The organism is Streptomyces peucetius, from assembly GCF_025854275.1.
Lineage (GTDB): Bacteria > Actinomycetota > Actinomycetes > Streptomycetales > Streptomycetaceae > Streptomyces > Streptomyces peucetius_A.
The window spans coordinates 3116440-3140655 of the sequence record NZ_CP107567.1 but is presented as its reverse complement, the minus strand read 5'-3'; the positions used below and the strand labels follow the sequence as shown (position 1 = coordinate 3140655).

Here is a 24216-nt window from a genome sequence, read left to right as displayed (position 1 = left end):
TCAGCGAACAAGGCAGGCATGGAAACCCCTCCTCCCACCACCGAACCCACCGAGCCCACGGACGCGGACGTCGCAGCGTTCAAGGAGCAGCTCGGCCGGCCGCCGCGCGGTCTGCGCTCGATCGCGCACCGCTGCCCGTGCGGGCAGCCCGACGTCGTCGAGACCGCGCCGCGGCTCCCCGACGGGACCCCCTTCCCGACGCTGTACTACCTGACGTGTCCGCGGGCCGCCTCCGCGATCGGCACGCTGGAGGCGAACGGCGTCATGAAGGAGATGACCGAGCGCCTGGCGGCCGATCCGGAACTCGCCGCCGCGTACCGGGCCGCCCACGAGGACTACATCACCCGCCGTGACGCCATCGAGGTCCTGGAGGGCTTCCCCAGCGCGGGCGGCATGCCCGACCGGGTGAAGTGCCTGCACGTCCTGGTCGGCCACTCGCTGGCGGCCGGCCCCGGGGTGAACCCGCTGGGCGACGAGGCGATCGCCATGCTGCCCGAGTGGTGGGCGAAAGGCCCGTGCGTGACCCCGTGCGGTCAGGGGGAGGACGCCGAATGACCCGCGTCGCCGCCATCGACTGCGGCACCAACTCCATCCGCCTGCTCGTCGCGGACGTCGACCCCGCCACCGGCAGGCTCGTCGACCTCGACCGCCGGATGACGATCGTCCGCCTCGGCCAGGACGTCGACCGCACCGGCCGGCTCGCCCCCGAGGCGCTGGAGCGCACGTTCGCGGCCTGCCGCGAATACGCCGCCGCGATCAAGGAGCACGGAGCGCACCGCCTCCGCTTCGTCGCCACGTCCGCGTCCCGGGACGCCGAGAACCGGGACGAGTTCGTCACCGGTGTACTCGGCATCCTCGGTGTGGAGCCCGAGGTGATCAGCGGTGACCAGGAGGCCGAGTTCTCCTTCACCGGCGCCACGAACTCCCTCGACCACCGCTCCGACCTCGACAAGCCCTATCTGGTCGTCGACATCGGCGGCGGCTCCACCGAGTTCGTGGTGGGCGAGAAGCACGCCAGGGCAGCGCGGTCCGTCGACATCGGCTGCGTACGCATGACCGAGCGGCACGCGCCGGACAGCCCGGCGACGCCGGAGCAGATCGCGGCGATCACCGCCGACATCGAGGCGGCGCTCGACGACGTCGAGAAGACCGTGCCCATCGGGCAGGCCCGCACCCTCGTCGGCCTCGCCGGCTCGGTGACCACGGTCGCCGGGATCGCGCTCGGCCTCGACGCGTACGACTCCGAGGCCATCCACCACTCGCGGATCTCCTACGAGCAGGTCGAGGAGGTCACCACCATGCTGCTGAGCTCCACGCACGACGAGCGGGCGGCGATCGGCGTGATGCACCCCGGCCGCGTCGACGTCATCGCGGCCGGGGCGCTGGTGCTGCTCACGATCATGCGGCGCATCGGTGCCCGTGAGGTCGTCGTGAGCGAACACGACATCCTCGACGGCATCGCCTACAGCGTCGCAGGCGAGGACCGGGACTAGGAGGCGGGCGACGGCTCCGGCTTGAGGACCACGAACTCCGCCCCGGCCGGGTCGTTGCAGACCGCCAGCCGTCCGACGCCCTCCGCGTCCTCCGGGCCCATCGAGACCGAGCCGCCGTTCTCCCGTACGAGGGCGATCGTGGCGTCGCAGTCGGCGGAACCGAAGACGGGGTGCCAGTAGGGCCGGTTGTCCCCGGACGCGAACATGTCGGGGACCGCCATGATCCCGCCGAACATCCGCTCGGCGGGCTGGTCCTTCGGCGTCACCATCGTGTACGTGCCACCGCCGCCGGGCAGCTCCATGTCCTGGCCGGTCCAGCCGAAGACGGTGCCGTAGAAGTTCTGCGCGGCCTGCGAGTCGGTGGTGCAGAGCTCGACCCAGCCGAGGCTGCCGGGCCCGTCGGCGGCCTGGAGGCCCGGGTAGCTGCCCGGCTGCCACAGGGCGAACTGGGCCCCCTGCGGGTCGGTGACCTGGGCGAACCGGCCTTCGTCCGCCACCTCGGACGGCGGGGTGCGGACCGCGCCGCCGGCCTGCTCGACGGCCTTCACGGTGGCCTCGATGTCCGGCGTGCCGAAGTAGACCATCCAGGCCGAGCGGGCGCCCTCCTCGGTGAGCTGCCCGACCGCGCCGACCGTCCTGCCGTCGAGACGGAGCGCCTTGTAGCTGCTCATCTGCTCGTCGAAGGCCTGGGCCTGCCAGCCGAACACGGCGCCGTAGAACGCGGCGGCCGCGTCGACGTCGGGAGCGCCCAGGTCGACCCATGCGGGGGAGCCGGGGACGAAGTCAGTGGTGATCACGCGATTCCCTTTCTCCGGGTTTCCCCGGTCTGTCCGGGGTGCTGCGCTTCAGCCTGTCACCGGGGGCGGGCCCTCGCGCGCCGACCGGGCCGGGTCCGTGCGTCCGTGCCTCCGTACGGAACGCGTCAGCCGCCGGGCGTCACCGCCGTACCGCCGATGACGTGCTCGCGGCCCCAGGCGCCGAGCGGCGCCAGTGCCTCGTTGAGTGCCACGCCGCGCGGCGTGAGGGAGTACTCGACGCGGGGCGGGACCTCCTCGAACTCCTCCCGGCGCACGATTTTGGCCGTCTCCAGCTCCCTGAGGTGCGAGGCGAGCACCTTCTCCGTGATGCCGGGCAGCAGCCGGCGCAGCTCGCCGAAACGGCGCGCCCGCTCGTCGAGCGCCCACAGGATGAGCACCTTCCACTTGCCGCCGATCACGTCCATCGCCGCGTCGATCCCGCAGTGGTACGCCCCCGGCCTCCGTGTGGTCGTCATCCGCCGGCCCTCCTGCCTGGTCACTGACCCCCGGGTAACCACCCACTCGAAAGTGCGTACTTGATGGTCGTGGGGCCTGCGACAAGGCTAAACCGCATGACTGACAACGCCTTTGGGAAGCCTCCCGTCTCCGTCCTCGGCCTCGGCGCCATGGGCACCGCCCTGGCCCGCGCCTGGCTCGCCGCCGGGCACGAGGTCACCGTCTGGAACCGCACTCCCGCCCGGACCGAGCCGCTCGCCGCCGCGGGTGCGCGGGTCGCGGCCACCGCCGCCGGGGCCGTGGCCGCGAACGAACTGGTCGTGCTCTGCCTGCTCGACGACGCCTCCGTCGGCGAGGTCCTCGCCGACGCCGACCTGACCGGCAAGGACCTGGTGAACCTCACCACCGGCACCCCCGGCGACGCCCGGGCCCGCGCCGAATGGGCGCGGCGGCGCGGCGCGCGTCTGCTGGACGGCGGCATCATGGCCGTACCGCCGATGATCGGAGTCCCCGACTCCGGGGGCTATGTCCTCTACAGCGGGCCCCGCGCCCTCTTCGACACCCACCGGGACACCCTCGCGGTGCCGTCCGGTGCCAGGTACGTGGGGGAGGACCCCGGCTTCGCCGCGCTGCACGACGTCGCGCTGCTCAGCGCGATGACCGGGATGTTCGCCGGGGTGCACCACGCCTTCGCGCTGATCCGCAAGGAGGACATCGCGCCCGGCAAGTTCGCCGGGCTGCTGGCGGACTGGCTGGTCGCCATGGCGCCCATGGCGCACACGACCGCGGAGCGGCTGGAGAGCGGCGACCGCACCACGGGCGTCGTGTCCAACCTCGCCATGATGGTCACCGGTAACGCCACACTGCTGCGTACGGCGGACGAGCAGGGGGTCAGCACCGAGCTGCTGACCCCTTACACGGAGCTGATGGCGCGCCACCTCGAGGACGGGCACGGCGAGGAGGACGGCAGCGGCATGGTCGACCTGCTGGCCCGGTGAGGTCTGCGAGGGACATGCCCGGCCCGGCCAGGGGGCACACCGGCCGGGCCGGGCGTCACCTTGCCGGCCCGGTACCTCCCCGGTTCCGGGTCACAGGGTGGACTTGAACAGCAGGCGGTTCGGGGTGCCGCTGTAGTTGCCGCGGATCACGTTGGTGGTGCTGTTGTTGATCAACCAGTTGTTGACGGTCGAGGTGGCCGCGTCCCCGTACGCCGACTTGTAGAGGGCCGCCACACCGGAGACGTGCGGCGAGGCCATCGAGGTGCCGCTCATGGTGGTGGAGCCACCGCCGGGGCGGGCGGAGGTGACGTTCACGCCGGGCGCGTAGATGTCGGTGCAGTCGCCGTAGTTGCTGAAGCTCGCCCTGCGGTCGTAGGAGTCCGAGGCGGCGGCGGTGATCGTGCCGGGAGCACTGGCCGGGGAGACGTTGCAGGCGTGCCGGTTCTCGTTGCCCGCCGCGACGGCGAGGTGCACGCCCGAGTCGGCGAGGTTGGTGGCCGCGTTGTTCATCGCGGAGGAGTAGCCGCCGCCGAGCGAGGCGTTGGCGACCGCGGGCCTGACGGCGTACTGCCGGACCCAGTCGAAGCCGGCGATGATCGCGGAGTAGGAGCCGTAGCCCTCGCAGTCGAGCACGCGCACCCCGCGCAGTTGTACTCCCTTGGCCACGCCGTACGTCGAGCCGCCGACGGTTCCGGCGACGTGGGTGCCGTGTCCGTTGCAGTCCTGTCCGTTGCCGCCGAACGCGTCGAAGACATTGCGGGCGCGGCCGCCGAAGTCGGAGTGGTAGGTGTCTATACCGCTGTCGATGATGTACGCCGTCACGCCGGAGCCGTTGCGGCCGTACGTGTAGGTGCCGTTCAGCCCGCTGCGCCGGTCCGTACGGTCCAGGCCCCAAGGGGCGTTGTACTGGGTGGCGTCGGCGGCGACCTTCTGGTCCTCCTCGATGGAGAGCACCCGCGAGTCGCGCCGCAGCGCCGTGAGCCGGCCCGGCGTCAGCTCGGCGGCGAAGCCGTTGAGGACCTCCTCGTACACGTGCCGGGCCCTGACCGACGTGGCCTTGGCGAGGCCGACCGGGTCCACGCCCTCCTTGAGGGTCACGATGTAGTGGCCCTTGATCTCCTGGGCGGCGGGAGCGTCGGCCACCGTGATCAGTGCGGCGGACGCGGGTTCGGGGGCGGGAGCGGCGGAGCCGACGGCGGGGACCAGGGCCAACGGGACGGCCAGGGCCAGGGCACCGAGCTGGGTTCTGCGCATGGGGAAGCTGACACCTTTCGTGGTACCGGCCGGGGCACGGCCGGTGGGGTGGGGGCGCGCTCGCCGTCGCCGTGCCGGGAGCGGCGGGGACCGTCCCGTGGGGATGGCGGGCGTGGCGCGGAAGGTGGAACAGCGCGCCGTACGGCGAGGGGCCGTACGGCGGTGGTGCGGCGTGCGCCGGCAGGGGCGGGGCAGATCCCGCCCGTACCGGGTCCGCCGGTCCTCGCGGAGGGCGCCGGCGGGCACCGGAACGAGGGCCTGCGTACGGGATCGCCGCTCGCCTGGCCTGGAGAGACTGCCGGTGCGTGGCGAAAACATACTGGCGGTAACGGGCCACCTACCAGGGCCGAATCAGGCGTGACCGTTAGCGGACAACGGGCCGTGGCCAAGGCCGGGGCCATGACCTCGACCGCGGCCATGGCCAAGGCGCGGGCGGCGGTTCTACGGTCTGTCCATGCCAGCGGAGGAGTCCCCCCACTCGGAGACCGAACCGTCGGCCGACGACATCAGGGACGCCGCGTGCGGCGCGTACACCGCTCTTGTCGGCCGGACGGAACAGAGCCCGGCGCACGCCGGTGACCCGGCCGCGCTGCCCCGCGACGTACGGCGGTGGCTCGGTGAGCGGCATCTGCTCGACGACGGTCGCCGGCAGGTCAGTTCGCCGGAGCACGCGCTGCACGATCTGCTGGCCGAGCACCGCGAGCGGCTCGGCCGGTCCTGGGACGAACTGCACCGCGGACTGGAGGCGTTCGACGACGTCCTGCGGCTGCTCCCCGGTGTGCGGCACGCGGGACGGGAGACGGTGGAGGCGGAGTTCTTCACCGACCGGACACGGCTCCGGCAGCGCATGGACGACCTGGACGCGCTGTGCCGGGACGAGCTCCTCGGGCTGCGCAGCACCTTCCCGGCGCAAGAGGTGCTGGTGGACGGTCTGGACACGGACCTGCGGATGCTGGGGCGCGGCGTCGACCTGCGCCTGCTGGTGTCCGCGCGGGCCACCCGGCGCGCCGGCGCTGGGCGCTACCTCTCCGCGCTGGTGGAGCACGGAGCGCGGATACGGGTGGCTGAGACCGTCCCGCTCCACCTGAACGTCGTCGACCGGGCGGTGACGGTCCTGGCTCTCGGGCCCACGGAGAAGGGGGCCGGCGCCCTCGGGTCGGGGAGCGTTGCGTCCGGGACCGCCGCCTCGCGGGGCAGCTCTTCAGGGGACGTGATCCTGCACAGCGCCCGGCTCGCCGAGTGCTTCACACAGGTCTTCCACCACCACTGGAGCGTCGGCCGGCCCTGGCGGGCGGGACGCCCCGGGAGCGGCGGCTCGGCGGAGGAGTGGTCGCTCCGGGAGCGGGAGATCCTGGCCCTGCTCGCCACCGGCGCGAAGGACGAGGCGATAGCCCGCAGGCTCGGCTGCTCCGAGCGGACACTGCGCCGCCTGCTGACCGCTCTCATCGCCAAACTGGGTGCGGAGAGCCGCTTCGCGGCGGGGGCACGGGCAGCCGGACTGGGCCTTCTGGATCCGCCCGGCGATGCTCCGCGAGAAAGTTCGTGAAGTTCTTCACAAGGAAAAGCGCGCCGATGGGCCCATCCGGGCCCCGAAAGCCCGCTCATGCCCGCCTGTTGGGATCGAAGCAGCACATTCGAAGGTGCATGGTCGTCCGCGCCCCCAGAGCGCAAGGAGGGGCGCTCCGCCCGCCCGTACGGCCTAGGGGCCAGCTCAGAGGGGTGATCAACGTTCCCCGCCGCCCTGTGGTTCCCTGTCCGGACCATGACCTCGGTCACGTGGGCGGGGCAGTGTAGCAGAGTGGGCAGGAGACCTTGTGAAGGGGCTCACGAGCACCCCCTCCGAGGGGGGTGGATACTCGATGGCATGAGCACCACGGAGCGTCCCAGGATCCTCGTTGTAGGCGGTGGGTACGTAGGCCTGTACGCAGCTCGGCGCATTCTCAAGAAGATGCGCTACGGCGAAGCGACCGTCACGGTCGTCGACCCGCGGTCGTACATGACGTACCAGCCCTTCCTCCCCGAAGCTGCCGCCGGCAGCATCTCGCCTCGGCATGTCGTCGTCCCGCTGCGACGCGTGCTGCCCAAGGCAGAGGTTCTCACCGGCAGGGTCACGACCATTGATCAGGACCGCAAGGTCGCGACCGTCTCGCCGCTCGTCGGCGAGGCGTACGAGCTGCCCTTCGACTACCTGGTCGTCGCGCTCGGCGCGATCTCGCGCACCTTCCCGATCCCCGGCCTCGCCGAGCAGGGCATCGGTATGAAGGGCATCGAGGAGGCCATCGGCCTGCGCAACCACGTCCTCGAGCAGCTCGACAAGGCCGACTCGACGACCGACGAGGACGTCCGCCGCAAGGCGCTCACCTTCGTCTTCGTCGGCGGCGGCTTCGCCGGCGCCGAGACCATAGGCGAGGTCGAGGACCTGGCCCGTGACGCGGCCAAGTACTACAACAATGTGAAGCGCGAGGACATGCGCTTCATCCTCGTCGACGCCGCCGACAAGATCCTTCCCGAGGTCGGCCCGAAGCTGGGCAAGTACGGCAAGGAGCACCTCGAGGGCCGTGGGGTCGAGGTCTACCTCTCCACCTCCATGGACTCCTGCGTCGACGGCCATGTGGTGCTGAAGAACGGCCTCGAGGTCGACTCCAACACCATCGTGTGGACGGCCGGCGTGAAGCCGAACCCGGCGCTGGCCCGCTACGGCCTGCCGCTCGGCCCCCGGGGCCACGTCGACTGCAACGAGAACCTCCAGGTCAACGGCAGCGACTACATCTGGGCCGCGGGCGACAACGCCCAGATCCCCGACATGGCCGCCCGCAAGGCCGGCGTCGAGAACGCCTGGTGCCCGCCGAACGCGCAGCACGCGCTGCGCCAGGCCAAGGTCCTCGGCGACAACGTCATCTCCGGGATGCGCGGCTTCCCGCAGAAGTCCTACGAGCACGCGAACAAGGGTGCGGTCGCCGGTCTCGGCCTGCACAAGGGCGTCGCGATGATCGTCATGGGCAAGGTCAAGATCAAGCTCAAGGGCCGGCTGGCCTGGTACATGCACCGTGGCTACCACGGCATGGCCATGCCGACCTGGAACCGCAAGATCCGCGTGTTCGCCGACTGGACGCTGGCGATGTTCCTCAAGCGCGAGGTCGTCTCCCTCGGCGCGATGGAGTCCCCGCGCGAGGAGTTCTACGAGGCGGCCAAGCCGGCTCCGGTCGCCGCCAAGCCGGAGTCCGAGAAGGCCAAGGCCTCCTAGCGGTACCGCTCGCCCTGCCGAAGGGGCCGTCCGCCATCCGTGGTGCGGGCGGCCCCTTCGGCGTTCCCGCGCCGCCGGCACGCCAGGCCGGGCTCAGGGGGGGCCGCGCCCTCGCATCCGGGCTGCCCGACCGCGGTCTCGCCGCGCCCCAACCCCGCCCCCGCCGAGCCGGGGCCCGCGCCGGCGGGCCGCGCAGGAGCGCCACCCCGCCTGCCGGCAGCCCGACCCCGCCCCCGCCGGCCCGGCGCCCGCGCCGGTCAGCCGGGCCGCGCCATGCCGTCCGGTCGCCCCGCGCCGGCTGCGTGCCGCGCTGCCCTCGCGTCCGGGTCGCCCTCGCGTCCGGGTCGCCCTCGCGTCCGGGCTGCCCTCGCGTCCGGGTCGGCCGGGCCGGGCGCCCCGCGCCCGGGTGGGCGCCCTGGCTGCCGGGCCGGAACGCAATCTTCGGAGCCGCGCGGGCGTCGGTTGGGGCCGACCAGGTGCCATCCGTGGCTGATTCGCTGTGCGCGGCGTAGCGCGGGGAAACACTCACGGTGGTCGCATTGTTGAGGGAAGTGCACCGTGCAGACCCGCCGGCGCGGGACTGCCGGGCGTTCGTGGGAACCACCGTCACGGAGGTGTGTGCCATGGCCGATGCCGCGCTGCGGCTGACCACTCTTGCCGAGGAGCTGCTGGGAGCCCCGCTCCCCGTACGCATCCGCGCCTGGGACGGCAGTGAATCCGGGCCGCCGGGCGCGCCCACCCTCGTCGTACGCCACCGGCGCGCCCTGCGGCGGCTGTTGTGGCGGCCGGGTGAGCTGGGGCTCGCGCGGGCCTGGGTCGCCGGGGAGATCGACATCGACGGCGATCTGTACGAGGCGCTGGACGTGCTCGCCGGGATTCTCTGGGAACGCGGCGCCGACCAGAAGACCGCCGTCCACCCGGTGCGCGACCCCCGGCTGCGGGCCGCCGCCCGCGGTCTGCTGAAACTCGGCGGGGTGCTGCCGCCCCCGCCCCCGCCCCCGGAGGAGGTGCGCCGCCGCACCGGTCCGCTGCACACCAGGCGGCGGGACAAGGAGGCCATCAGCCACCACTACGACGTCGGCAACGACTTCTACGAGCTCGTGCTCGGGCCGTCCATGGTCTATTCGTGCGCCTACTGGGACGACGCGGGCACCCTGGAGGAGGCGCAGCGCGACAAGCTGGACCTGGTCTGCCGCAAGCTCGGGCTGCGGGAGGGCGACCGGCTTCTCGACGTGGGCTGCGGCTGGGGCTCGATGGCCGTCCACGCGGCCCGTGAGTACGGCGCCCGGGTCACCGGCGTGACCCTCTCCCGCGAGCAGGCCGTCTACGCCCGCAAGCGCATCGCCGACGAGGGTCTCACCGACCGCGTCGAGATCCGGGTCCAGGACTACCGCGACGTCAGGGACGGTCCGTACGACGCGATTTCGTCCATCGGGATGGCCGAGCACGTCGGGCGGGTGCGTTACCGGGAGTACGCCGACCAGCTGTTCTCCCTCCTCGCGCCCGGCGGCCGGCTGCTGAACCACCAGATCGCCCGCCGGCCCGAGAAGGACGAGTCGGCCTACCACGTCGACGAGTTCATCGACCGGTACGTCTTCCCCGACGGCGAACTCGCGCCCCTGGGCCGTACCGTCGCCACGCTGGAGGAGGCAGGCTTCGAGGTCCGCGACGTCCAGGCGATCCGGGAGCACTACGCCCGCACGCTGCGCGCCTGGGTCACGAACCTGGAGAGCGCCTGGCCGCAGGCGGCGCGGCTCACCTCGGCCGGCCGTGCCCGGGTGTGGCGGCTCTACATGGCCGCCTCCGCGGTCTCCTTCGAGCGCAACAGGATCGGCGTCAACCAGATCCTCGCCGTGAGGACCCCTGACAGCGGCAGCTCGGGAGTGCCGCTGCGGACCGGCGACTGGCGCTGACCGCACAACGGCCGAAGGCCCCGTGGCGTGCGTACGGCACACGCCACGGGGCCTTCGGCCCGTCCGCCGGGTCGCTACTCCGTCTTGATCGCCGTCAGCATGTTCAGCTTCGCCGCGCTGCGCGCCGGCCACATCGCGGCCAGCACGCCGACCACTCCGGCCAGCAGCAGGAAGATCCCGATCCGGTCCCACGGCATGACCAGCACATAACCGGGGATCTCCTTGCGGATCGTCTCGCCGATCGCCCACGCGAGGAACGAGCCGAGACCGATGCCGACCACCGCGCCGAAGACCGAGATCACCACCGCCTCCAGCCGGACCATCCGCTTCACCTTGCCGCGGTCAAGCCCGATCGCCCTGAGCATGCCGATCTCCTGCTGACGCTCGAAGACGGACATCGCCAGGGTGTTGATGACACCGAGCACCGCGATGATCAGGGCCATCGCCAGCAGCCCGTACATGATGTTCAGCGCCGTGTTGATGAAGCCGCCGAACATGTTCCGGATGTCCTGCTGGTCCATGATGCTCATCGCCGGGTTGTCGCCGAGCGCGTCGACCAGCGCCTGCTCGTTCGCCGCGGTCGCGCCGCCGTCCATCGTCACCCAGATCTCGGGGATGTACGGCTTGGGCTCGTACGGAGCCACGACGTCGGTGGCGACCAGGATCGGCGAGAGGAACTCGTTGCCCTTGTAGACGGCGCCGACCGTCAGGGTCTTCTTCTCCTTCTTGCCCTCCTCGCCGAACTCGGCGGGCAGGGTGTCACCGGTCTTCCAGCCGTTCGACTTCGCGGTGTCCTCGTCGACCGCGATCTGCCCCTTGCCGAGCGTGGCGAGCGAGCCGGTGACCGTCTCCAGGTCGAAGACCTTCTCCACGTCGCCCGGGGTGACCGCGGACGCCGAGTGCCACTCGCCCTTGATCTCCATCGAGGACGCCTGCTGCGGGGAGACGGCGCCGATGCCCTTCGCCTTCTCGATCGCGTCCAGCGCCGACTTGTCCAGCGCGCCGCCGCCGGCCATCGAGACCATGTAGTCGGCCCGGATGTTGTCCGTGGTCATCTGGTCCACGGCCCGGCCCATCGTGGCGCCGAGCACGGAGATCCCGGTGACCAGGGTGAGACCGATCGCCAGCGCGGAGGCGGTGGCTCCCGTACGGCGCGGATTGCGCACCGCGTTCTGCCCGGCGAGCTTGCCCGAGACCCCGAAGACGCCCTTCAGCAGCGGCCGCACCAGCGCGATCACCGGGCGGGACAGCAGCGGGATCAGGACGATGATGCCGACCAGCGCCAGGAACGCGCCGCCCCCGATGATCATTCGGCCGTCGGAGCCCGCCGCCGCACCGGCGACGATCGCGGCGGCGCCCAGCAGGGTGAGCACACCGCCGATGGTGTTCCGCAGCACCAGCGACCTGGTGGTCGCCACCGCGTGCACGCTGCTCATCGCCGCGACCGGCGGGATCTTGGCGGCCCGGCGGGCGGGCAGCCACGCCGCCAGCACCGTGATCACCACACCGACGGCCAGGGCGGCGGCCACGGCGGTGGGCGAGACGACCAGCGGTCCGGCGGGCACCTTCGCACCGAAGGTGCTCATCGCGGAGCGCAGACCGGTCGCGAGCCCCAGGCCGAGCAGGAAGCCCACCACGGAGGCGATCGCGCCGACGACCAGCGCCTCGAGGATCACGGAGCGCTTCACCTGACGGCGGGATGCGCCGACGGCGCGCAGCAGCGCCAGCTCCTTGGTTCGCTGGGCGACCAGCATGGTGAAGGTGTTGGCGATCAGGAAGACGCCGACGAACAGGGCGATGGCCGCGAACGCGAGCAGCATCGTGTTCAGGTTCGACAGGCCGCTCTCGATCTGCTCGGCCTGCTCGTCCGCCAGCTCCTTGCCGGTCTGCACCTCGGAGTCCTCGGGCAGCAGCGGTTCCACGGCGGCGAGAATCTTCGCGTCGGACGCGCCGGGCTCTCGGGTCACGGTGACGTCCGCGAAGTACCCGGGCTGGAGGTACAGCCGCTGGGCCACGTCGGTGTCGAAGAGGACCAGGCTGCCGCCCGCGTTGACCGCGCCGTCCTCGGTGGTGAAGACGCCGGCGAGGGTGTACTCCTTCACCGGGCCGTTGGTGGCCACCCGCACGGTGTCGCCGACCTCGTACCCGCCCTTGGCGGCGGAGTCCTTGTCGAGGGCGATCTCGTCGTCCTCGCGCGGCCCCGCACCGTTGGTGAAGGTGTACGCGGGGTCCGTGCCGTCCTTGACGGGGGCGTAGTTCGCCCCGGTGTTGGACCAGCCGTTGCCGATGAGCCTGCCGTCCTGGTCGGCCACGCCGGCGAAGCCGGAGACCCGGCCCGCGGCCGATGCCACGCCGTCTATGCCCCGGATCTTCTCCAGGGTCTTCTCGTCGACGCCGGCGTCCTTCTCGGCGTCGCTCGGGTCGATGTAGGTCGTCACGGCGACGGCGACGTCGTCGTAGCTCTTGGCGGACTGGTTGCGGTAGGCATTGCCGAGAGTGTCGGTGAAGACCAGGGTGCCGGAGACGAAGGCGACGCCGAGCATCACGGCGAGCACGGTCATCAGCAGCCTGGCCTTGTGCGCAAGCACGTTGCGCAAGGCGGTACGGAACATGTGGGTGTCCTGGAAGTGGGCGTCGGGGCGCGACGGCCGGCCCGGCGGGCCGGCCGCGGGCCGGACAGTGACGAGAAGGAGGTCTGGGGGCGGGGCAGGCGCGGCTGCCCCGGCGGGCGTCAGCTCGTGCGGCCCTTGGCGTCGAAGGCCTTCATACGGTCGAGCACGCCGTCCGCGGAGGGGCTGTGCATCTCGTCGACGATCGCGCCGTCCGCCAGGAAGATCACCCGGTCGGCGTAGGACGCGGCCACCGGGTCGTGGGTCACCATGACCACGGTCTGGCCGAGCTCGCGCACGGAGTTGCGCAGGAAGCCGAGCACCTCGGCGCCGGAGCGGGAGTCCAGGTTCCCGGTCGGCTCGTCGCCGAAGATGATCTCCGGCCGGGACGCCAGGGCGCGAGCCACGGCGACGCGCTGCTGCTGGCCGCCGGAGAGCTGCGTCGGCCGGTGACCGAGCCGGTCCCGCAGACCCACCATGTCGATGACCCGCTGCAGCCACTCCTGGTCGGGCTTGCGGCCCGCGATGTCCATCGGGAGCGTGATGTTCTCCCGCGCGGTCAGCGTCGGCAGCAGGTTGAACGCCTGGAAGATGAAGCCGATCTTGTCGCGGCGCAGCTGCGTCAGCTGCTTGTCCTTCAGGCTGCCGAGTTCGGTCTCACCGATGCGTACGGAGCCGGAGCTGAAGCTGTCCAGGCCGGCGACGCAGTGCATCAGCGTCGACTTGCCCGAGCCGGACGGGCCCATGATCGCGGTGAACTCGGCCTGCCGGAAGTCGACGCTCACATGGTCCAGCGCGACCACCTGGGTCTCGCCCTGTCCGTAGACCTTGGACAGGTCCGTGGCGCGGGCCGCCACTGCGGTGGCGCGGTGAGCGATGGGGGTGGTGGTCACGAGGAGAGCTCCTGTCGAGGTGTTCTGTGGGGTCGACACCATCCTGTCCGCGCCGGCGCCGCGGATCGTCAGTCCCGGTGCCCGTTCCCAGGGCCCTCTCGGGTCGGACCGGGCGCCACGTTCCTCCTCCTTTGGGATGACGGGCGCCCTGAGGGGCCATGGGGGAGCGGAGGGCGCTTTTCCGTCAATCCCGGCGGTCCGTGGCGGTGCTCCCATGCGCCGGGAGGGGCGCGCGAATACTCTCTTATCTGGCCTGACGCTCCCTCAGGAGCCTCTGGAACAGGCCAAGATCGGGCCATCGTCCAGATGGGCGAGCGATCTGCACCGATAGGCTCGTGATCCGACGCGGAGCCCTCGCGCCACGCCCGGGTGGTGGAATGCAGACACGGCGAGCTTAAACCTCGCTGCCCCTCGGGGCGTGCCGGTTCAAGTCCGGCTCCGGGCACTCGACGCCCCGTCGCCCCCGCCACGCCGGTCCCCCGGACCGCCGCCCCCGTGTCACGATCTCGGAAAGATCCTCCCCGAGCACTAGGGCGTTCTCTTTGCTTGCCCATTACTCTTGACTTCTAGGCCGCGCACGGTGGCCAAGGAGGAGTGAGATGAGGAGCAGCAACCCGGTCTTCTCGCGACGGGGGTTCAGCCGTGACAACGGCTACGCCGGCTTCAACGCGCAGCAGCCGCAGGCCGGGGGCCCCGCCGTAGGAACGAACCCCTACGCCCAGGGCGCCGGCAACCCCTACGCGACCAACCCCTACGCCCCGGCGGGCACGCAGCACGGTGCCCCGGCACCGGTCCGTACGGACGTCATGACGATGGACGACGTCGTCACGCGCACGGGCATGACGCTGGGCACCGTGGTGCTCGGCGCGGTCCTCGCATGGGCCCTGCTGCCGGTGTCGCCCACCAGTTACGGGATCGCCATCGGCTCGGCCCTGGTCGCCTTCGTCCTCGCGATCGTCCAGTCCTTCAAGCGGACGCCGTCGCCCGCGCTGATCCTGAGCTACGCGGCCTTCGAGGGCATCTTCCTCGGCGTGATCAGCGAGATGTTCAACACCCGCTGGGACGGTGCGCCGTTCCAGGCGGTGGTCGGCACCATGGCCGTCACCGGCGCGATGCTGTTCGTGTACAAGCAGCGCTGGATCCGGGTCACCGCGCGGTACGCCCGCATCGGCATGACCATCGCGCTCGCCTTCATCGCCGTGCTGGCCGTGAACCTGCTGCTGGTGGTCTTCGGCGTCGCCGAGGACGGCGGTCTGCGCAGCTTCGGCCCGATCGGCGCGATCGTCGGCATCCTGGCGATCCTGATCGGCTGCTTCTTCCTGACCCTGAACTTCAAGGAGATCGAGGACGGCATCACCTACGGTGCGCCGCGCCAGGAGTCCTGGCTCGCGGCCTTCGGCCTGACGGTGACGCTGGTCTGGATCTACCTGGAGATGCTGCGTCTGGTGGCCATCTTCAGCGGCGAGGACTAGCCGGCTCCGCCGCCCGGCCTCCGGCCGGGCGGCAGCCGTACGAAGGGCCCGCAGGCACTGCCTGCGGGCCCTTCGGTCGCGTGCGGCACCTGAAGCGCCTAGAGCAGCTTGCGCGCGGCGCGCCTCAGGTCGTACTCGTGGATGATCGCTTTGGCGTGGCCGTAAGCGAGGTTGTGTTCGCCCCGGAGCCAGCTGACCTTCTCCTCGAAATTGAAGAGAGACGGTCCTTCCTCGACGGTGCGGATCCAGTCGGACACGGCACGACCGGTGCACTCGGGGATTCGGGAGAGCAGATTTCGGTGGGTCTCTTCGGAGAAGACTTGGGACATCGGCGCCTCCGGACGCATTGCGCGTGTGCTCTTCACGCCACCGTGCCTGAGCCCGTGCGTATTGGCAACAGTCCCGCGCGGGCGCGTAGGGTCGCGGAGTGCTTGATACGACGGAACTGACCGCTGCGGCGGAGCGCTTCGCGGACCGTCTGCGGGCCGCGCCGCAGAGCCGGCTGCAGAGGGGCGCGGCGGCGGAGGCACTGGCCCTGGCCAGGGAATTGTCCGCCAGGGCGCAGCGGATCGAGGAGCCGGAGCGGGAGCCGAGGACCATGCCGGACGCCGGGGTGTTCACGGTCGCCGACCAGGTGCTGGTGGCTGCGAACGATTTGGCCGAGGCGCTTCGCTCGGTGCCGGCGGCGTCACGCGCCGTTGACGAGGCCGTCGCACTGGTGAGGTCCGCGGAGCAGCGGTCGGGGCTGTAGGACCGCTGCGGTGCCGCTGCGGGGCTCCCGCCGCGTCCCGGCCGGGACGGCCGGAGGTCGGGGTCAGTGGGACGCGATCACGCGGTCCGCGAGGATGTACACGCTCTCCTCGCCGCACGAGAAGGTCAGCGCGTACGCGCCGGACACTCCCGAGCCGCCCAGCAGCACCGGCGCATCACCGGCGCGCAACGAGTCGGCGAGGCGCTCGGCGGTCTCGCGGTGGCCCGGCGTCATGCACAGGGTCGTCCCGTCGGTGAAGACGTACACGTCCAGCGTGCCCAGCGGGCCGGGGCGGACGTCCGCCAGCTCCGTGCCCGTCTCGGCCAGCTCCTCGAGCTTGGACACGGTCCGCTCGTGGTCGGTGACGACCGGGGTCTGGACCGGAACGAAGTCGGGGTGCGAGGGGTGGCGGCGGCGGGCCGCGGCCAGTTCGGGGGAGTCCTCGGCGAACTCGGTCACCTCGGGCAGATCCGCCATGTCGTCCAGCCCGTCGAGCCCCTCGACCGCGTCCAGGTCCATCGACTCCAGGCCCACGAAGTCGGCCTGGCGCGGGACGTAGAACGGCGGGATGTCGTCGCCGATGCCGGACAGGCCGCCGAGCGCGGACGCGGAGCCCTCGCCGGAGTAGCGCGCGGAGGCGTCCGCGGCGTCGCGGGCCTCCTGCGCGGCCCAGAAGGCCCGCGCCTCGGCCAGCTCCCGCTCCCGCTCCTCGGCGAGCGCCTCGGCGACGGCCGCGCGTATCTCGGCGGCGTCGCTGGAGCGGGCCTGTGGCACGGCGGCGGCGGCGCGGGCGGGCCCGGACGCCTCGGCGAGCTCTGTGCGCAGGGCGGTGACCTGCTTACGGAGCCCACGGGCGGCGTGCAGGGCAGCGGCGCCCACGGCCGTGGCGGCGGCCGTGGTCAGCAGCAGGGCAAGAGACATGGCGCTCACTGACGTACTCCCGGTTTCAATCGGATCCCCCCGACTTCTACATCAGCTTGCGATGAACCCGCGCCCCCTGTCAGTGCATTACGTCACGAATTGGACAGGACTTTGTGCCTGGGGTTCATCAGTGGGGCAGCTGTGACCTGCAAAAAGAGGCTCCCCCAGGAGATAGGTCACATCCTGGGGGAGATTCAGTCACGAACTGAGATCCGGCCCCGGTCGCCCGCCGGGACCGGGTCCGGGCTCAGCTCAGCCGCGCTTGTTCTTGGGTCGCGTTCGCTTCGCCACCGCTGCGGGCAGGTGCCGCCCTAGTTCCTCGGGCGGCCCCTACCCTCCGCTACGGCTCAGCTCAGCCGCTCGATGACCATGGCCATGCCCTGGCCGCCGCCCACGCACATCGTCTCCAGGCCGAACTGCTTGTCGTGGAACTGGAGGCTGTTGATCAGCGTGCCGGTGATCCGTGCGCCGGTCATGCCGAAGGGGTGGCCGACCGCGATCGCGCCGCCGTTGACGTTGACCTTGTCCAGGTCGAAGCCGAGGTCGCGGTAGGACGGGATGACCTGCGCGGCGAACGCCTCGTTGATCTCGACCAGGTCGATGTCCGACGTGGTCAGGCCCGCCCGCCGCAGCGCCTGCTTGGACGCCTCGACCGGGCCGAGGCCCATGATCTCGGGGGAGAGACCGGAGACGCCGGTGGAGACGATCCGGGCGAGCGGGGTCAGGCCGAGCTCGCGGGCCTTGGTGTCGCTCATGATGACGAGCGCGGCGGCGCCGTCGTTCAGCGGGCAGCAGTTGGCGGCCGTGACGAGACCGTCGGGGCGGAAGACGGGCTTGAGGCCCTGCACGCCCTCCAGGGTCACGCCGGCGCGCGGGCCGTCGTCCTTGCTGACGACGGTGCCGTCGGGCGTCGTGACCGGGGTGATCTCGCGCTCCCAGAAGCCGTTCTTGATGGCCTCCTCCGCGAGGTTCTGCGACCGGACACCGAACTCGTCCATCTCCTGGCGGGTGATGCCCTTGCTGCGGGCCAGGTTCTCCGCGGTCTGCCCCATGGCGATGTACGCGTCCGGGACGAGACCGTCCTCGCGCGGGTCGTGCCAGGTGGAGCCCTCGGACTCGGCGACGGCGGCAGTACGGGCCTCCGCCTCGGCGAAGAACGGGTTGTGCGTGTCCGGCAGGCTGTCGGAGTTGCCCTTCACGAACCGGGACACCATCTCGACACCCGCGGAGATGAAGACGTCGCCCTCGCCGGCCTTGATGGCGTGCAGCGCCATCCGGGACGTCTGGAGCGACGAGGAGCAGTAGCGGGTGACGGTGCAACCGGGGAGGTGGTCCATCCCCATCTGGACGGCCACGATGCGGCCCAGGTTGTTGCCCTGCTCGCCGCCGGGCAGGCCGCAGCCGAGCATCAGGTCGTCGATGTCGCGCGGGTCGAGCTCGGGCACCTTGGCGAGCGCGGCCCGGACGATCTCGACAGTCAGGTCGTCGGGACGAATGTCCTTGAGCGAGCCCTTGAAGGCCCGGCCGATCGGGGAACGGGCGGCAGAGACGATCACGGCTTCGGGCATCACGGCTCCATGAGGGGAAGACGGAAGGGCTGGTTGGGAAGTTACCCGGACGTACCGCGTTGGTCACTGTGCGGATGGTGTGATGCGGGCCTCTTTTCTAAGCGGGCGCTTGCTTACGTCCGGGGTGCGGGCTTTTTCCCCACCCCGCCCCTTCCCGAAACCGGGCTCCGCCCGGATCCGCCTACCGCCCACGCGCGGTGTCCTCAAACGCCGGACGGGCTGACTGTGTCGGCCCCGCCGGCGTTTGAGGCGCGGGGGCGCGGGCGCGGGGGCAGAGCGCCCGAAAACGCCGCGTGAAGCGGTACGGGCCCTGGGCGTCCCCCCACGCCGCCAGGCATAGGGGGAGGAGCCCGGTTCCCGGAAGGGGCGGGTAGGGGAAGGCCCGGCGCGGCCACGCGCCCGGCACCCTGAGCAGCGGCCACGCGCAACCGGCCCCGAGCCACCCGTTACGTCGGCCCCACCCGGTCCTCCGCCGGCTGCGGAGACGCGGTGGTGGACGGCGGGGCGTCCGCCGTGGCGGGGAGGCGGCGGCGTCGGCGGTGCTTGAGCAGGGCCCACGGGGCGCGCGCACCCGTGACCTCGGTGCCCGCCTCGGACGCGGCCGTCGCGGCCGCCCGGGCCACCGGCAGCATGTCCTCGTGCCGGTCGGCGTCCAGCGCGTCCGTCTCCGGCCAGAGGCCGAGGACCGCGCACAGGGTCGGCAGTACCGCCATCGCCGCGGTCGCGTAGCCCTCCGCCGACGGATGGTAGTTGTCGACGCCGAACATCTCCCGGGGGTTCGCCGCGAACTCGGGGCCGAGCAGGTCGCCCAGGGAGACCGTGCGCCCGCCCTGCTCGACGACCACGATGGTCTGCGCCGCGGCCAGTTGCCGGCTCACGCGGCGTGCCATCCAGCGCAGTGGCTGATAGACCGGTTCGATCGTCCCCAGGTCCGGGCAGGTGCCGACGACGACCTCGGTGCCGGCCGTGCGCAGCCGCCGCACCGCGGAGGCCAGGTACCGCACCGACTGGGTGGGCGGCATCCGGTGGGTGACATCGTTCGCGCCGATCATGATGACGCAGACGTCCGGCGTGCGGCTCCGGTCCGCGAGGAGCTGGGTGACCTGGCGTTCGAGGTCGTCCGACTGCGCCCCCGGGAGCGCGATGTTCCGGACCTCCACGGGGCGCTCCGCCACCGCCGCGAGGCCCGAGGCCAGCAGCGCCCCGGGCGTCTGGCCCGCCCGGCGCACGCCCTGGCCGGCAGCGGTCGAGTCGCCGAGGATGCCGAGGCGCAGCGGGTTCTCCCGGCCGAAGGCCAGGCCGTACAGACCGTCGCCGCGAGGCGGGATCGGGGCCCGGCCCCCGCCGACCGTGCGTTTCGCCAGGTGGACCTCGGCGAGGACCAGGCCCAGTCCCGCCGCTCCGAGCAGCCCGATGCCGCCCCCGCCGTATGCCGCGCCGGCCGCGATGCGCCGCGCCACCCTCGCTCTGGACACAGTCCGAGCCACCTCCTCGCAGCCCGCGGGGCCGCGGCCACCGCTGGGGCCACGGCCCTCGCGGGCCTCGTCGCCGTACAAGAGCTAACTGCCCCGTAGCAACCGTCGCCCAATCCCGCGCCCGCCCGCTTACGCTGGGCGAACCATCACGGAGACCCCGGAGAACATTGTGCGTATCCACAACTCGATGATCAGTCTTGTCGGCGACACCCCGCTGGTGAGGCTGAACAACGTGACCGCAGGCATTTCGGCGACCGTCCTCGCCAAGGTCGAGTACTTCAACCCCGGCGGGTCGGTGAAGGACCGGATCGCGCTGCGGATGATCGAGGCGGCCGAGGAGAGCGGCGCCCTCAAGCCCGGCGGCACGATCGTCGAGCCGACGAGCGGCAACACCGGTGTCGGCCTTGCCATCGTGGCCCAGCAGAAGGGTTACAAGTGCATCTTCGTCTGCCCGGACAAGGTGTCCACCGACAAGATCAATGTGCTGCGCGCCTACGGGGCCGAGGTCGTCGTGTGTCCCACGGCCGTCGACCCGGAGCACCCGGACTCGTACTACAACGTCTCCGACCGGCTGGTGCGGGAGACGCCGGGTGCCTGGAAGCCCGACCAGTACTCCAACCCGAACAACCCGCGCTCGCACTACGAGACCACCGGGCCCGAGCTGTGGGACCAGACGGACGGGCGGATCACGCACTTCGTCGCCGGCGTCGGCACCGGCGGCACGATCTCCGGCACCGGCCGGTATCTGAAGGAGGTCAGTGACGGCAAGGTCAAGATCATCGGCGCGGACCCGGAGGGTTCGGTCTACTCCGGCGGCTCCGGCCGTCCGTACCTCGTCGAGGGCGTCGGTGAGGACTTCTGGCCGTCCGCGTACGACCGGACCGTGACCGACGAGATCGTCGCCGTGTCCGACAAGGACTCCTTCCAGATGACGCGCCGCCTCGCCAAGGAGGAGGGCCTGCTGGTGGGCGGCTCCTGCGGCATGGCGGTCGTCGCGGCGCTGCGCGTCGCGGAGCGGCTCGGCCCCGACGACGTCGTGGTCGTGCTGCTGCCCGACAGCGGCCGCGGCTACCTGAGCAAGATCTTCAATGACGAGTGGATGGCCGACTACGGCTTCCTGGAGGGCGAGGGCGCCGCGAACGTCGGCGACGTCCTGCGCGACAAGGAGCACGGCGGCATCCCCAGCCTGGTGCACATGCACCCGGAGGAGACCGTCGGCCAGGCCATCGAGGTGCTGCGCGAGTACGGCGTCTCCCAGATGCCGATCGTCAAGCCGGGCGCCGGCCACCCGGACGTGATGGCCGCCGAGGTCATCGGTTCCGTCGTCGAGCGGGAGCTGCTGGACGCGCTGTTCACGCAGCGCGCGTCGCTGGGCGACCCGCTGGAGAAGCACATGTCGGCGCCGCTGCCGCAGGTCGGCTCCGGCGAGCCGGTGGGCGACCTGATGTCGGTGCTCGGCGGGGCGGACGCGGCGATCGTGCTCGTCGAGGGCAAGCCGACGGGTGTGGTGAGCCGTCAGGACCTGCTGTCGTTCCTGGCCAAGGGCGCCAAGTAGTCCTGCGCGGACGTCCTTTCGCGCAATCGGTACGGGCGCGACATGTCCGCGCAGCACCCGCTTAACACGTGTCCGGCACAGTGACGGACGTCGGCAGGGGGACCGGGCAGGTGTCCCGGCCGGCACCACTGGCGGCGTCACAGGACTTCCGGAGCGGCTCCCGGACTCCACGGACGCCCCGGACACGCCAGGCCGGTTCTGACCCGGCCCGTGTCCTGCGCGGGGACCGCCGTCGTCCCGCCCTCCGGCTCCCGGGCCGGGGGTGCGGCGGTCCCCGCGTTCAGTCGTCCCGGCCCGGTGGCTGGCCGGCGCGGTCAGTCGTTCCAGTCGGAGCCGGTGCTCCGCGACCCGCGCTGCTGCCAGGGCCAGGCCTGTGCCGTGTGGGCCACGTTCACGCCGACGATGCCTAGCCAGGTGACGACCAGCCCGGGCAGTCCGGCGTTGGCCACGCCGATCGCCGAGAGCGGGATGGCCAGAATCATCGTGACGATGCCGAAACCGAAACGCTCGCCGAAGCTGTCGGCGGACCGCTGCCGCCCGGCGCCGCGGGCCACGGTCATCTGCTGCTCGGCGGCCTGACGCCGCACCCGGCGGTCGACCGTGGCGTCGAGACGTTCCCCGACCTTCTCGAGGAACGACTCGACGAGTGCGGAGTCGTAGTCCTCGCCCAGGTCGCGGCGGGCGCGGAGGGTGGCGTCGAGCTCCTTCTCGAGCTCGGGATCGCGGGCTTCCATACCGTCGAAGCTACGGCCGGCGGACCGCCGCGTCAGTGGGGACAGCCCCCGTGTTTCCCCCGGGGACAGCAGGAGCGGGCCCTGGTCCGCCTTGCCCGCCCTGCATATCCTCATGCAGAGTTCTCTTTGACTGAATAAGCGGGCCGGACGAGGGGGATGGCATGAGCGACAGCCCTGCCGCACGACTGCAGCTGCTGTTCGAGGGGCATCGGCTCACCCCCACCCAGCGCCGCATCGCGCACTGCATGGTGCGCAGGGCCGCGGACGTGCCGTTCCTGTCCAGCGTGGAGCTCGCCGAGCTTGCCGGGGTCAGCCAGCCGTCCGTGACGCGCTTCGCCGTCGCCCTGGGGTTCGACGGCTATCCGGCGCTGCGCCGGCATCTGCGCGAGGTGGTGCCGCAGGAGGCCGAAAGCGGCCGGGACGCCGTCGACGACACGTACAACGAGTACCAGCAGGCCGTGCAGGCCGAGATCGAGAATCTGCGGCACCTGGCCGAGATGCTCGCGCAGCCGGGGCCCGTCGAGCGGGCCGGCCGGCTGCTGGCGGCCTCCCGGCCGCTGCCGGTGCTGGGGCTGCGCGCCGCCTCCTCGCAGGCCCGCGGGTTCGCGTACTTCGCCGCCAAGGTGCATCCGGACGTACGGCTCCTCGACGAGGGCGGCTCGATGCTCTGCGACCGGATCGACACGGCGCGGCGGGCCGGTGCGAGCGCGCTGCTGTGCTTCGCCCTGCCGCGCCACCCCAAGGAGGTCGTGGAAACCCTGGCGTACGCACGGTCGGCCGGCCTCACGGTGGTGACGGTCGCCGACTCGGCGTTCGCCCCGGTGGCCGCCCACAGCGATCTGCTGATCCCGGCGGCCGTCGGCACCGGACTGGCCTTCGACACGGCGTGCGCCCCGATGCTGCTCGGGCGGGTCCTGCTGGAGGCGATGTGCGACGGACTCCCGGACGCGCAGGCCCGCCTGGAGGACTTCGACACGCAGGCAGCGGAGCGCGGCCTCTTCGCGGAGTGACGGCGGAGTGAGAGCAGCCGTCCGCTTCGGCGGAGCTTTTTCTCAGGCGACGTTCAGATACGGCCGCTAACCTCCGCGCCCACAGCATCGATCTCTCGGAGGGAGTACGGACGTGGGGCGCGGGACGCAGTCGCTGGCGCGAGTGGCGGTGGTCGTGAGAGCCGGGGCGGCGCCTCTGTGGTGGACGGGGGTCGTCGCCGCCGGGACCGGGCTGCTGCTGCCGGGGCTCACCGGACGCCGCATCGGCGTCCTGGCTGGGGCCGCGCTGTTCCTGGTCACCGCCGCCGTGGTCGCCCTCGTGAGGCGCCGCCGGTACACGCATCTGGCGGGCTGCGCGACCCGTGCCGGGCGGCACGACGTGCTCCAGGACCGCCGGGTGACGCTGCGGGTGGTGCGGCGGTCGCGCCGCTGGTGGCTGCTGCTCGCCTTCCTGGCCGCCGTGGCGAGCTCGTTCGCGCTGCCGGCCGCGGGCGGAGCGGTGCTCGCGGGCGCCGGGGCGGGCCTGTGGCTCAAGGCGGTGTGGCTGGGCCGTCGCGAGCGCGCGCGGGAGACCCTGCTGTGGATGCGTACCGACTGGCTCGCCGGGGGGCCGGTCGGCAAGCCGGTCAAGGGCTTCCGTACGACAGGGATCGCCGCCGGTGACGCCGCGCCCGGAGGGGCGCGGCGCCGGAGGTGAGGTGAGGGCCGGTCAGACCTCCAGTTCGGCCTCGATCTTCTTCAGCTGGTGGCGGGCCATCGCCAGGTTCGCGCGCTCCTTGTCCAGCGCCAGGTACAGGAACAGGCCGTTTGCGCCGCGGCCCTTCATCAGGCGGATCAGGTGGTACTGCGAGCCGAGGGTGATCAGGATGTCCTCGATCTCGTCCTTCATGCCCAGGTGCTCCATGGTGCGGACCTTGGCGCGGACCACGTCGGTGTTCCCGGCCGCCGCGACGGTCAGGTCGAGGTCCTTGCCGCCGCCGACGGTGCCCAGCGCCATCCCGCTGGTGTAGTCGACGAGGGCGGCGCCGATGGCGCCCTCGATGGTGGTGGCTTCCTTGAGCGCGGTCTCGGTGTTGGCCATGGCAGGCGCACGT

22 protein-coding genes and 1 tRNA gene are annotated in these 24216 nt (G+C 71.8%); 12 read left to right on the top strand and 11 right to left on the bottom strand.

The genetic code is table 11. The features are described 5' to 3' along the window. The first annotated feature begins 18 nt into the window (after positions 1–18). Entirely contained in the window at positions 19–555 is a 537-nt protein-coding gene (locus OGH68_RS14245) for a DUF501 domain-containing protein (protein WP_264244074.1), read from the top strand. Further along, positions 552–1493 carry a Ppx/GppA phosphatase family protein gene (locus OGH68_RS14240; protein ID WP_264244072.1) on the top strand — a complete coding sequence of 314 codons (942 nt, stop codon included), beginning with the start codon at positions 552–554 and terminating at the stop codon, positions 1491–1493. Before OGH68_RS14245 ends, OGH68_RS14240 begins: the two co-directional genes overlap by 4 nt. Here the strand turns inward: OGH68_RS14240 and OGH68_RS14235 are convergent. Together OGH68_RS14235 and OGH68_RS14230 are read right to left on the bottom strand one after the other, a co-directional pair. Next, the gene (locus OGH68_RS14235; RefSeq protein ID WP_264244069.1) at positions 1490–2290 is read right to left on the bottom strand and encodes a VOC family protein; all 801 of its coding nucleotides are present in this window, start codon (positions 2288–2290) and stop codon (positions 1490–1492) included. The two genes, OGH68_RS14240 and OGH68_RS14235, sit on opposite strands and share 4 nt — an antisense overlap. 125 nt (positions 2291–2415) lie before the next feature. After that, positions 2416–2766, bottom strand: coding sequence for a winged helix-turn-helix transcriptional regulator (locus tag OGH68_RS14230; RefSeq protein ID WP_264244067.1), 351 nt, complete (start codon positions 2764–2766; stop codon positions 2416–2418). A gap of 96 nt (positions 2767–2862) precedes the next feature. Here OGH68_RS14230 and OGH68_RS14225 point away from each other — a divergent pair, with 96 nt between their 5' ends. Beyond that, entirely contained in the window at positions 2863–3744 is an 882-nt protein-coding gene (locus tag OGH68_RS14225) for an NAD(P)-dependent oxidoreductase (RefSeq protein WP_264244064.1), read from the top strand. A gap of 90 nt (positions 3745–3834) precedes the next feature. Here OGH68_RS14225 and OGH68_RS14220 read toward each other — a convergent pair whose 3' ends face one another. Beyond that, positions 3835–4998 (bottom strand): S8 family peptidase, encoded by a 1164-nt coding sequence (locus OGH68_RS14220; RefSeq protein ID WP_264244062.1) that lies wholly within the window; start codon positions 4996–4998, stop codon positions 3835–3837. 454 nt (positions 4999–5452) lie between these two features. Here OGH68_RS14220 and OGH68_RS14215 point away from each other — a divergent pair, with 454 nt between their 5' ends. The 3 genes from OGH68_RS14215 (at position 5453) to OGH68_RS14205 (ending at position 10155) form a co-directional block, all read left to right on the top strand. Then, positions 5453–6544, top strand: a complete 1092-nt coding sequence (locus tag OGH68_RS14215; protein ID WP_264244060.1) for a helix-turn-helix transcriptional regulator — start codon at positions 5453–5455, stop codon at positions 6542–6544. Between the two features lie 318 nt (positions 6545–6862). Then, on the top strand, positions 6863–8242 hold the full coding sequence (locus tag OGH68_RS14210; RefSeq protein ID WP_264244057.1) for an NAD(P)/FAD-dependent oxidoreductase: 1380 nt from the start codon (positions 6863–6865) through the stop codon (positions 8240–8242). Between the two features lie 623 nt (positions 8243–8865). After that, positions 8866–10155, top strand: coding sequence for an SAM-dependent methyltransferase (locus OGH68_RS14205; protein WP_264244054.1), 1290 nt, complete (start codon positions 8866–8868; stop codon positions 10153–10155). Between the two features lie 74 nt (positions 10156–10229). On the opposite strand, the gene OGH68_RS14200 is transcribed toward OGH68_RS14205, so the two are convergent. Together OGH68_RS14200 and OGH68_RS14195 are read right to left on the bottom strand one after the other, a co-directional pair. Continuing rightward, complete coding sequence (locus OGH68_RS14200) at positions 10230–12767, bottom strand: ABC transporter permease (protein ID WP_264244052.1); 2538 nt, start codon at positions 12765–12767, stop codon at positions 10230–10232. 119 nt (positions 12768–12886) lie between these two features. Further along, positions 12887–13657 (bottom strand): ABC transporter ATP-binding protein, encoded by a 771-nt coding sequence (locus tag OGH68_RS14195; RefSeq protein ID WP_264244050.1) that lies wholly within the window; start codon positions 13655–13657, stop codon positions 12887–12889. 363 nt (positions 13658–14020) lie between these two features. On the opposite strand from OGH68_RS14195, the gene OGH68_RS14190 reads away from it, so the two are divergent. Further along, positions 14021–14102, top strand: a tRNA-Leu gene (locus OGH68_RS14190). 154 nt (positions 14103–14256) lie between these two features. After that, the gene (locus OGH68_RS14185; protein WP_264244047.1) at positions 14257–15129 is read left to right on the top strand and encodes a Bax inhibitor-1/YccA family protein; all 873 of its coding nucleotides are present in this window, start codon (positions 14257–14259) and stop codon (positions 15127–15129) included. Between the two features lie 98 nt (positions 15130–15227). On the opposite strand, the gene OGH68_RS14180 is transcribed toward OGH68_RS14185, so the two are convergent. Continuing rightward, positions 15228–15458, bottom strand: coding sequence for a DUF4287 domain-containing protein (locus OGH68_RS14180; RefSeq protein WP_264244044.1), 231 nt, complete (start codon positions 15456–15458; stop codon positions 15228–15230). Between the two features lie 98 nt (positions 15459–15556). Here OGH68_RS14180 and OGH68_RS14175 point away from each other — a divergent pair, with 98 nt between their 5' ends. Next, complete coding sequence (locus OGH68_RS14175) at positions 15557–15880, top strand: hypothetical protein (protein ID WP_264244042.1); 324 nt, start codon at positions 15557–15559, stop codon at positions 15878–15880. Positions 15881–15943: 63 nt separating this feature from the next. Here the strand turns inward: OGH68_RS14175 and OGH68_RS14170 are convergent, their stop codons facing one another. From OGH68_RS14170 to OGH68_RS14160, 3 genes are all read right to left on the bottom strand, one after another. Continuing rightward, positions 15944–16801, bottom strand: a complete 858-nt coding sequence (locus OGH68_RS14170) for a hypothetical protein (protein WP_264250079.1) — start codon at positions 16799–16801, stop codon at positions 15944–15946. A gap of 347 nt (positions 16802–17148) precedes the next feature. Next, positions 17149–18369: an acetyl-CoA C-acetyltransferase gene (locus OGH68_RS14165; RefSeq protein WP_264244039.1), complete on the bottom strand. Its 1221-nt coding sequence runs from the start codon at positions 18367–18369 to the stop codon at positions 17149–17151. 446 nt (positions 18370–18815) lie between these two features. After that, positions 18816–19829, bottom strand: coding sequence for an SGNH/GDSL hydrolase family protein (locus tag OGH68_RS14160; protein ID WP_264250078.1), 1014 nt, complete (start codon positions 19827–19829; stop codon positions 18816–18818). A gap of 184 nt (positions 19830–20013) precedes the next feature. On the opposite strand from OGH68_RS14160, the gene OGH68_RS14155 reads away from it, so the two are divergent. Next, positions 20014–21399 (top strand): cystathionine beta-synthase, encoded by a 1386-nt coding sequence (locus tag OGH68_RS14155; RefSeq protein WP_264244037.1) that lies wholly within the window; start codon positions 20014–20016, stop codon positions 21397–21399. Positions 21400–21713: 314 nt separating this feature from the next. Here the strand turns inward: OGH68_RS14155 and OGH68_RS14150 are convergent, their stop codons facing one another. Next, positions 21714–22133 (bottom strand): hypothetical protein, encoded by a 420-nt coding sequence (locus OGH68_RS14150; protein WP_264244035.1) that lies wholly within the window; start codon positions 22131–22133, stop codon positions 21714–21716. 161 nt (positions 22134–22294) lie between these two features. On the opposite strand from OGH68_RS14150, the gene OGH68_RS14145 reads away from it, so the two are divergent. Both OGH68_RS14145 and OGH68_RS14140 read left to right on the top strand, forming a co-directional pair. After that, complete coding sequence (locus tag OGH68_RS14145) at positions 22295–23143, top strand: MurR/RpiR family transcriptional regulator (RefSeq protein ID WP_264244034.1); 849 nt, start codon at positions 22295–22297, stop codon at positions 23141–23143. Between the two features lie 112 nt (positions 23144–23255). Continuing rightward, on the top strand, positions 23256–23819 hold the full coding sequence (locus tag OGH68_RS14140; RefSeq protein WP_264244033.1) for a hypothetical protein: 564 nt from the start codon (positions 23256–23258) through the stop codon (positions 23817–23819). A gap of 12 nt (positions 23820–23831) precedes the next feature. Here the strand turns inward: OGH68_RS14140 and OGH68_RS14135 are convergent, their stop codons facing one another. Next, positions 23832–24203, bottom strand: a complete 372-nt coding sequence (locus tag OGH68_RS14135) for a hypothetical protein (protein WP_264244031.1) — start codon at positions 24201–24203, stop codon at positions 23832–23834. Positions 24204–24216 lie beyond the last annotated feature (13 nt).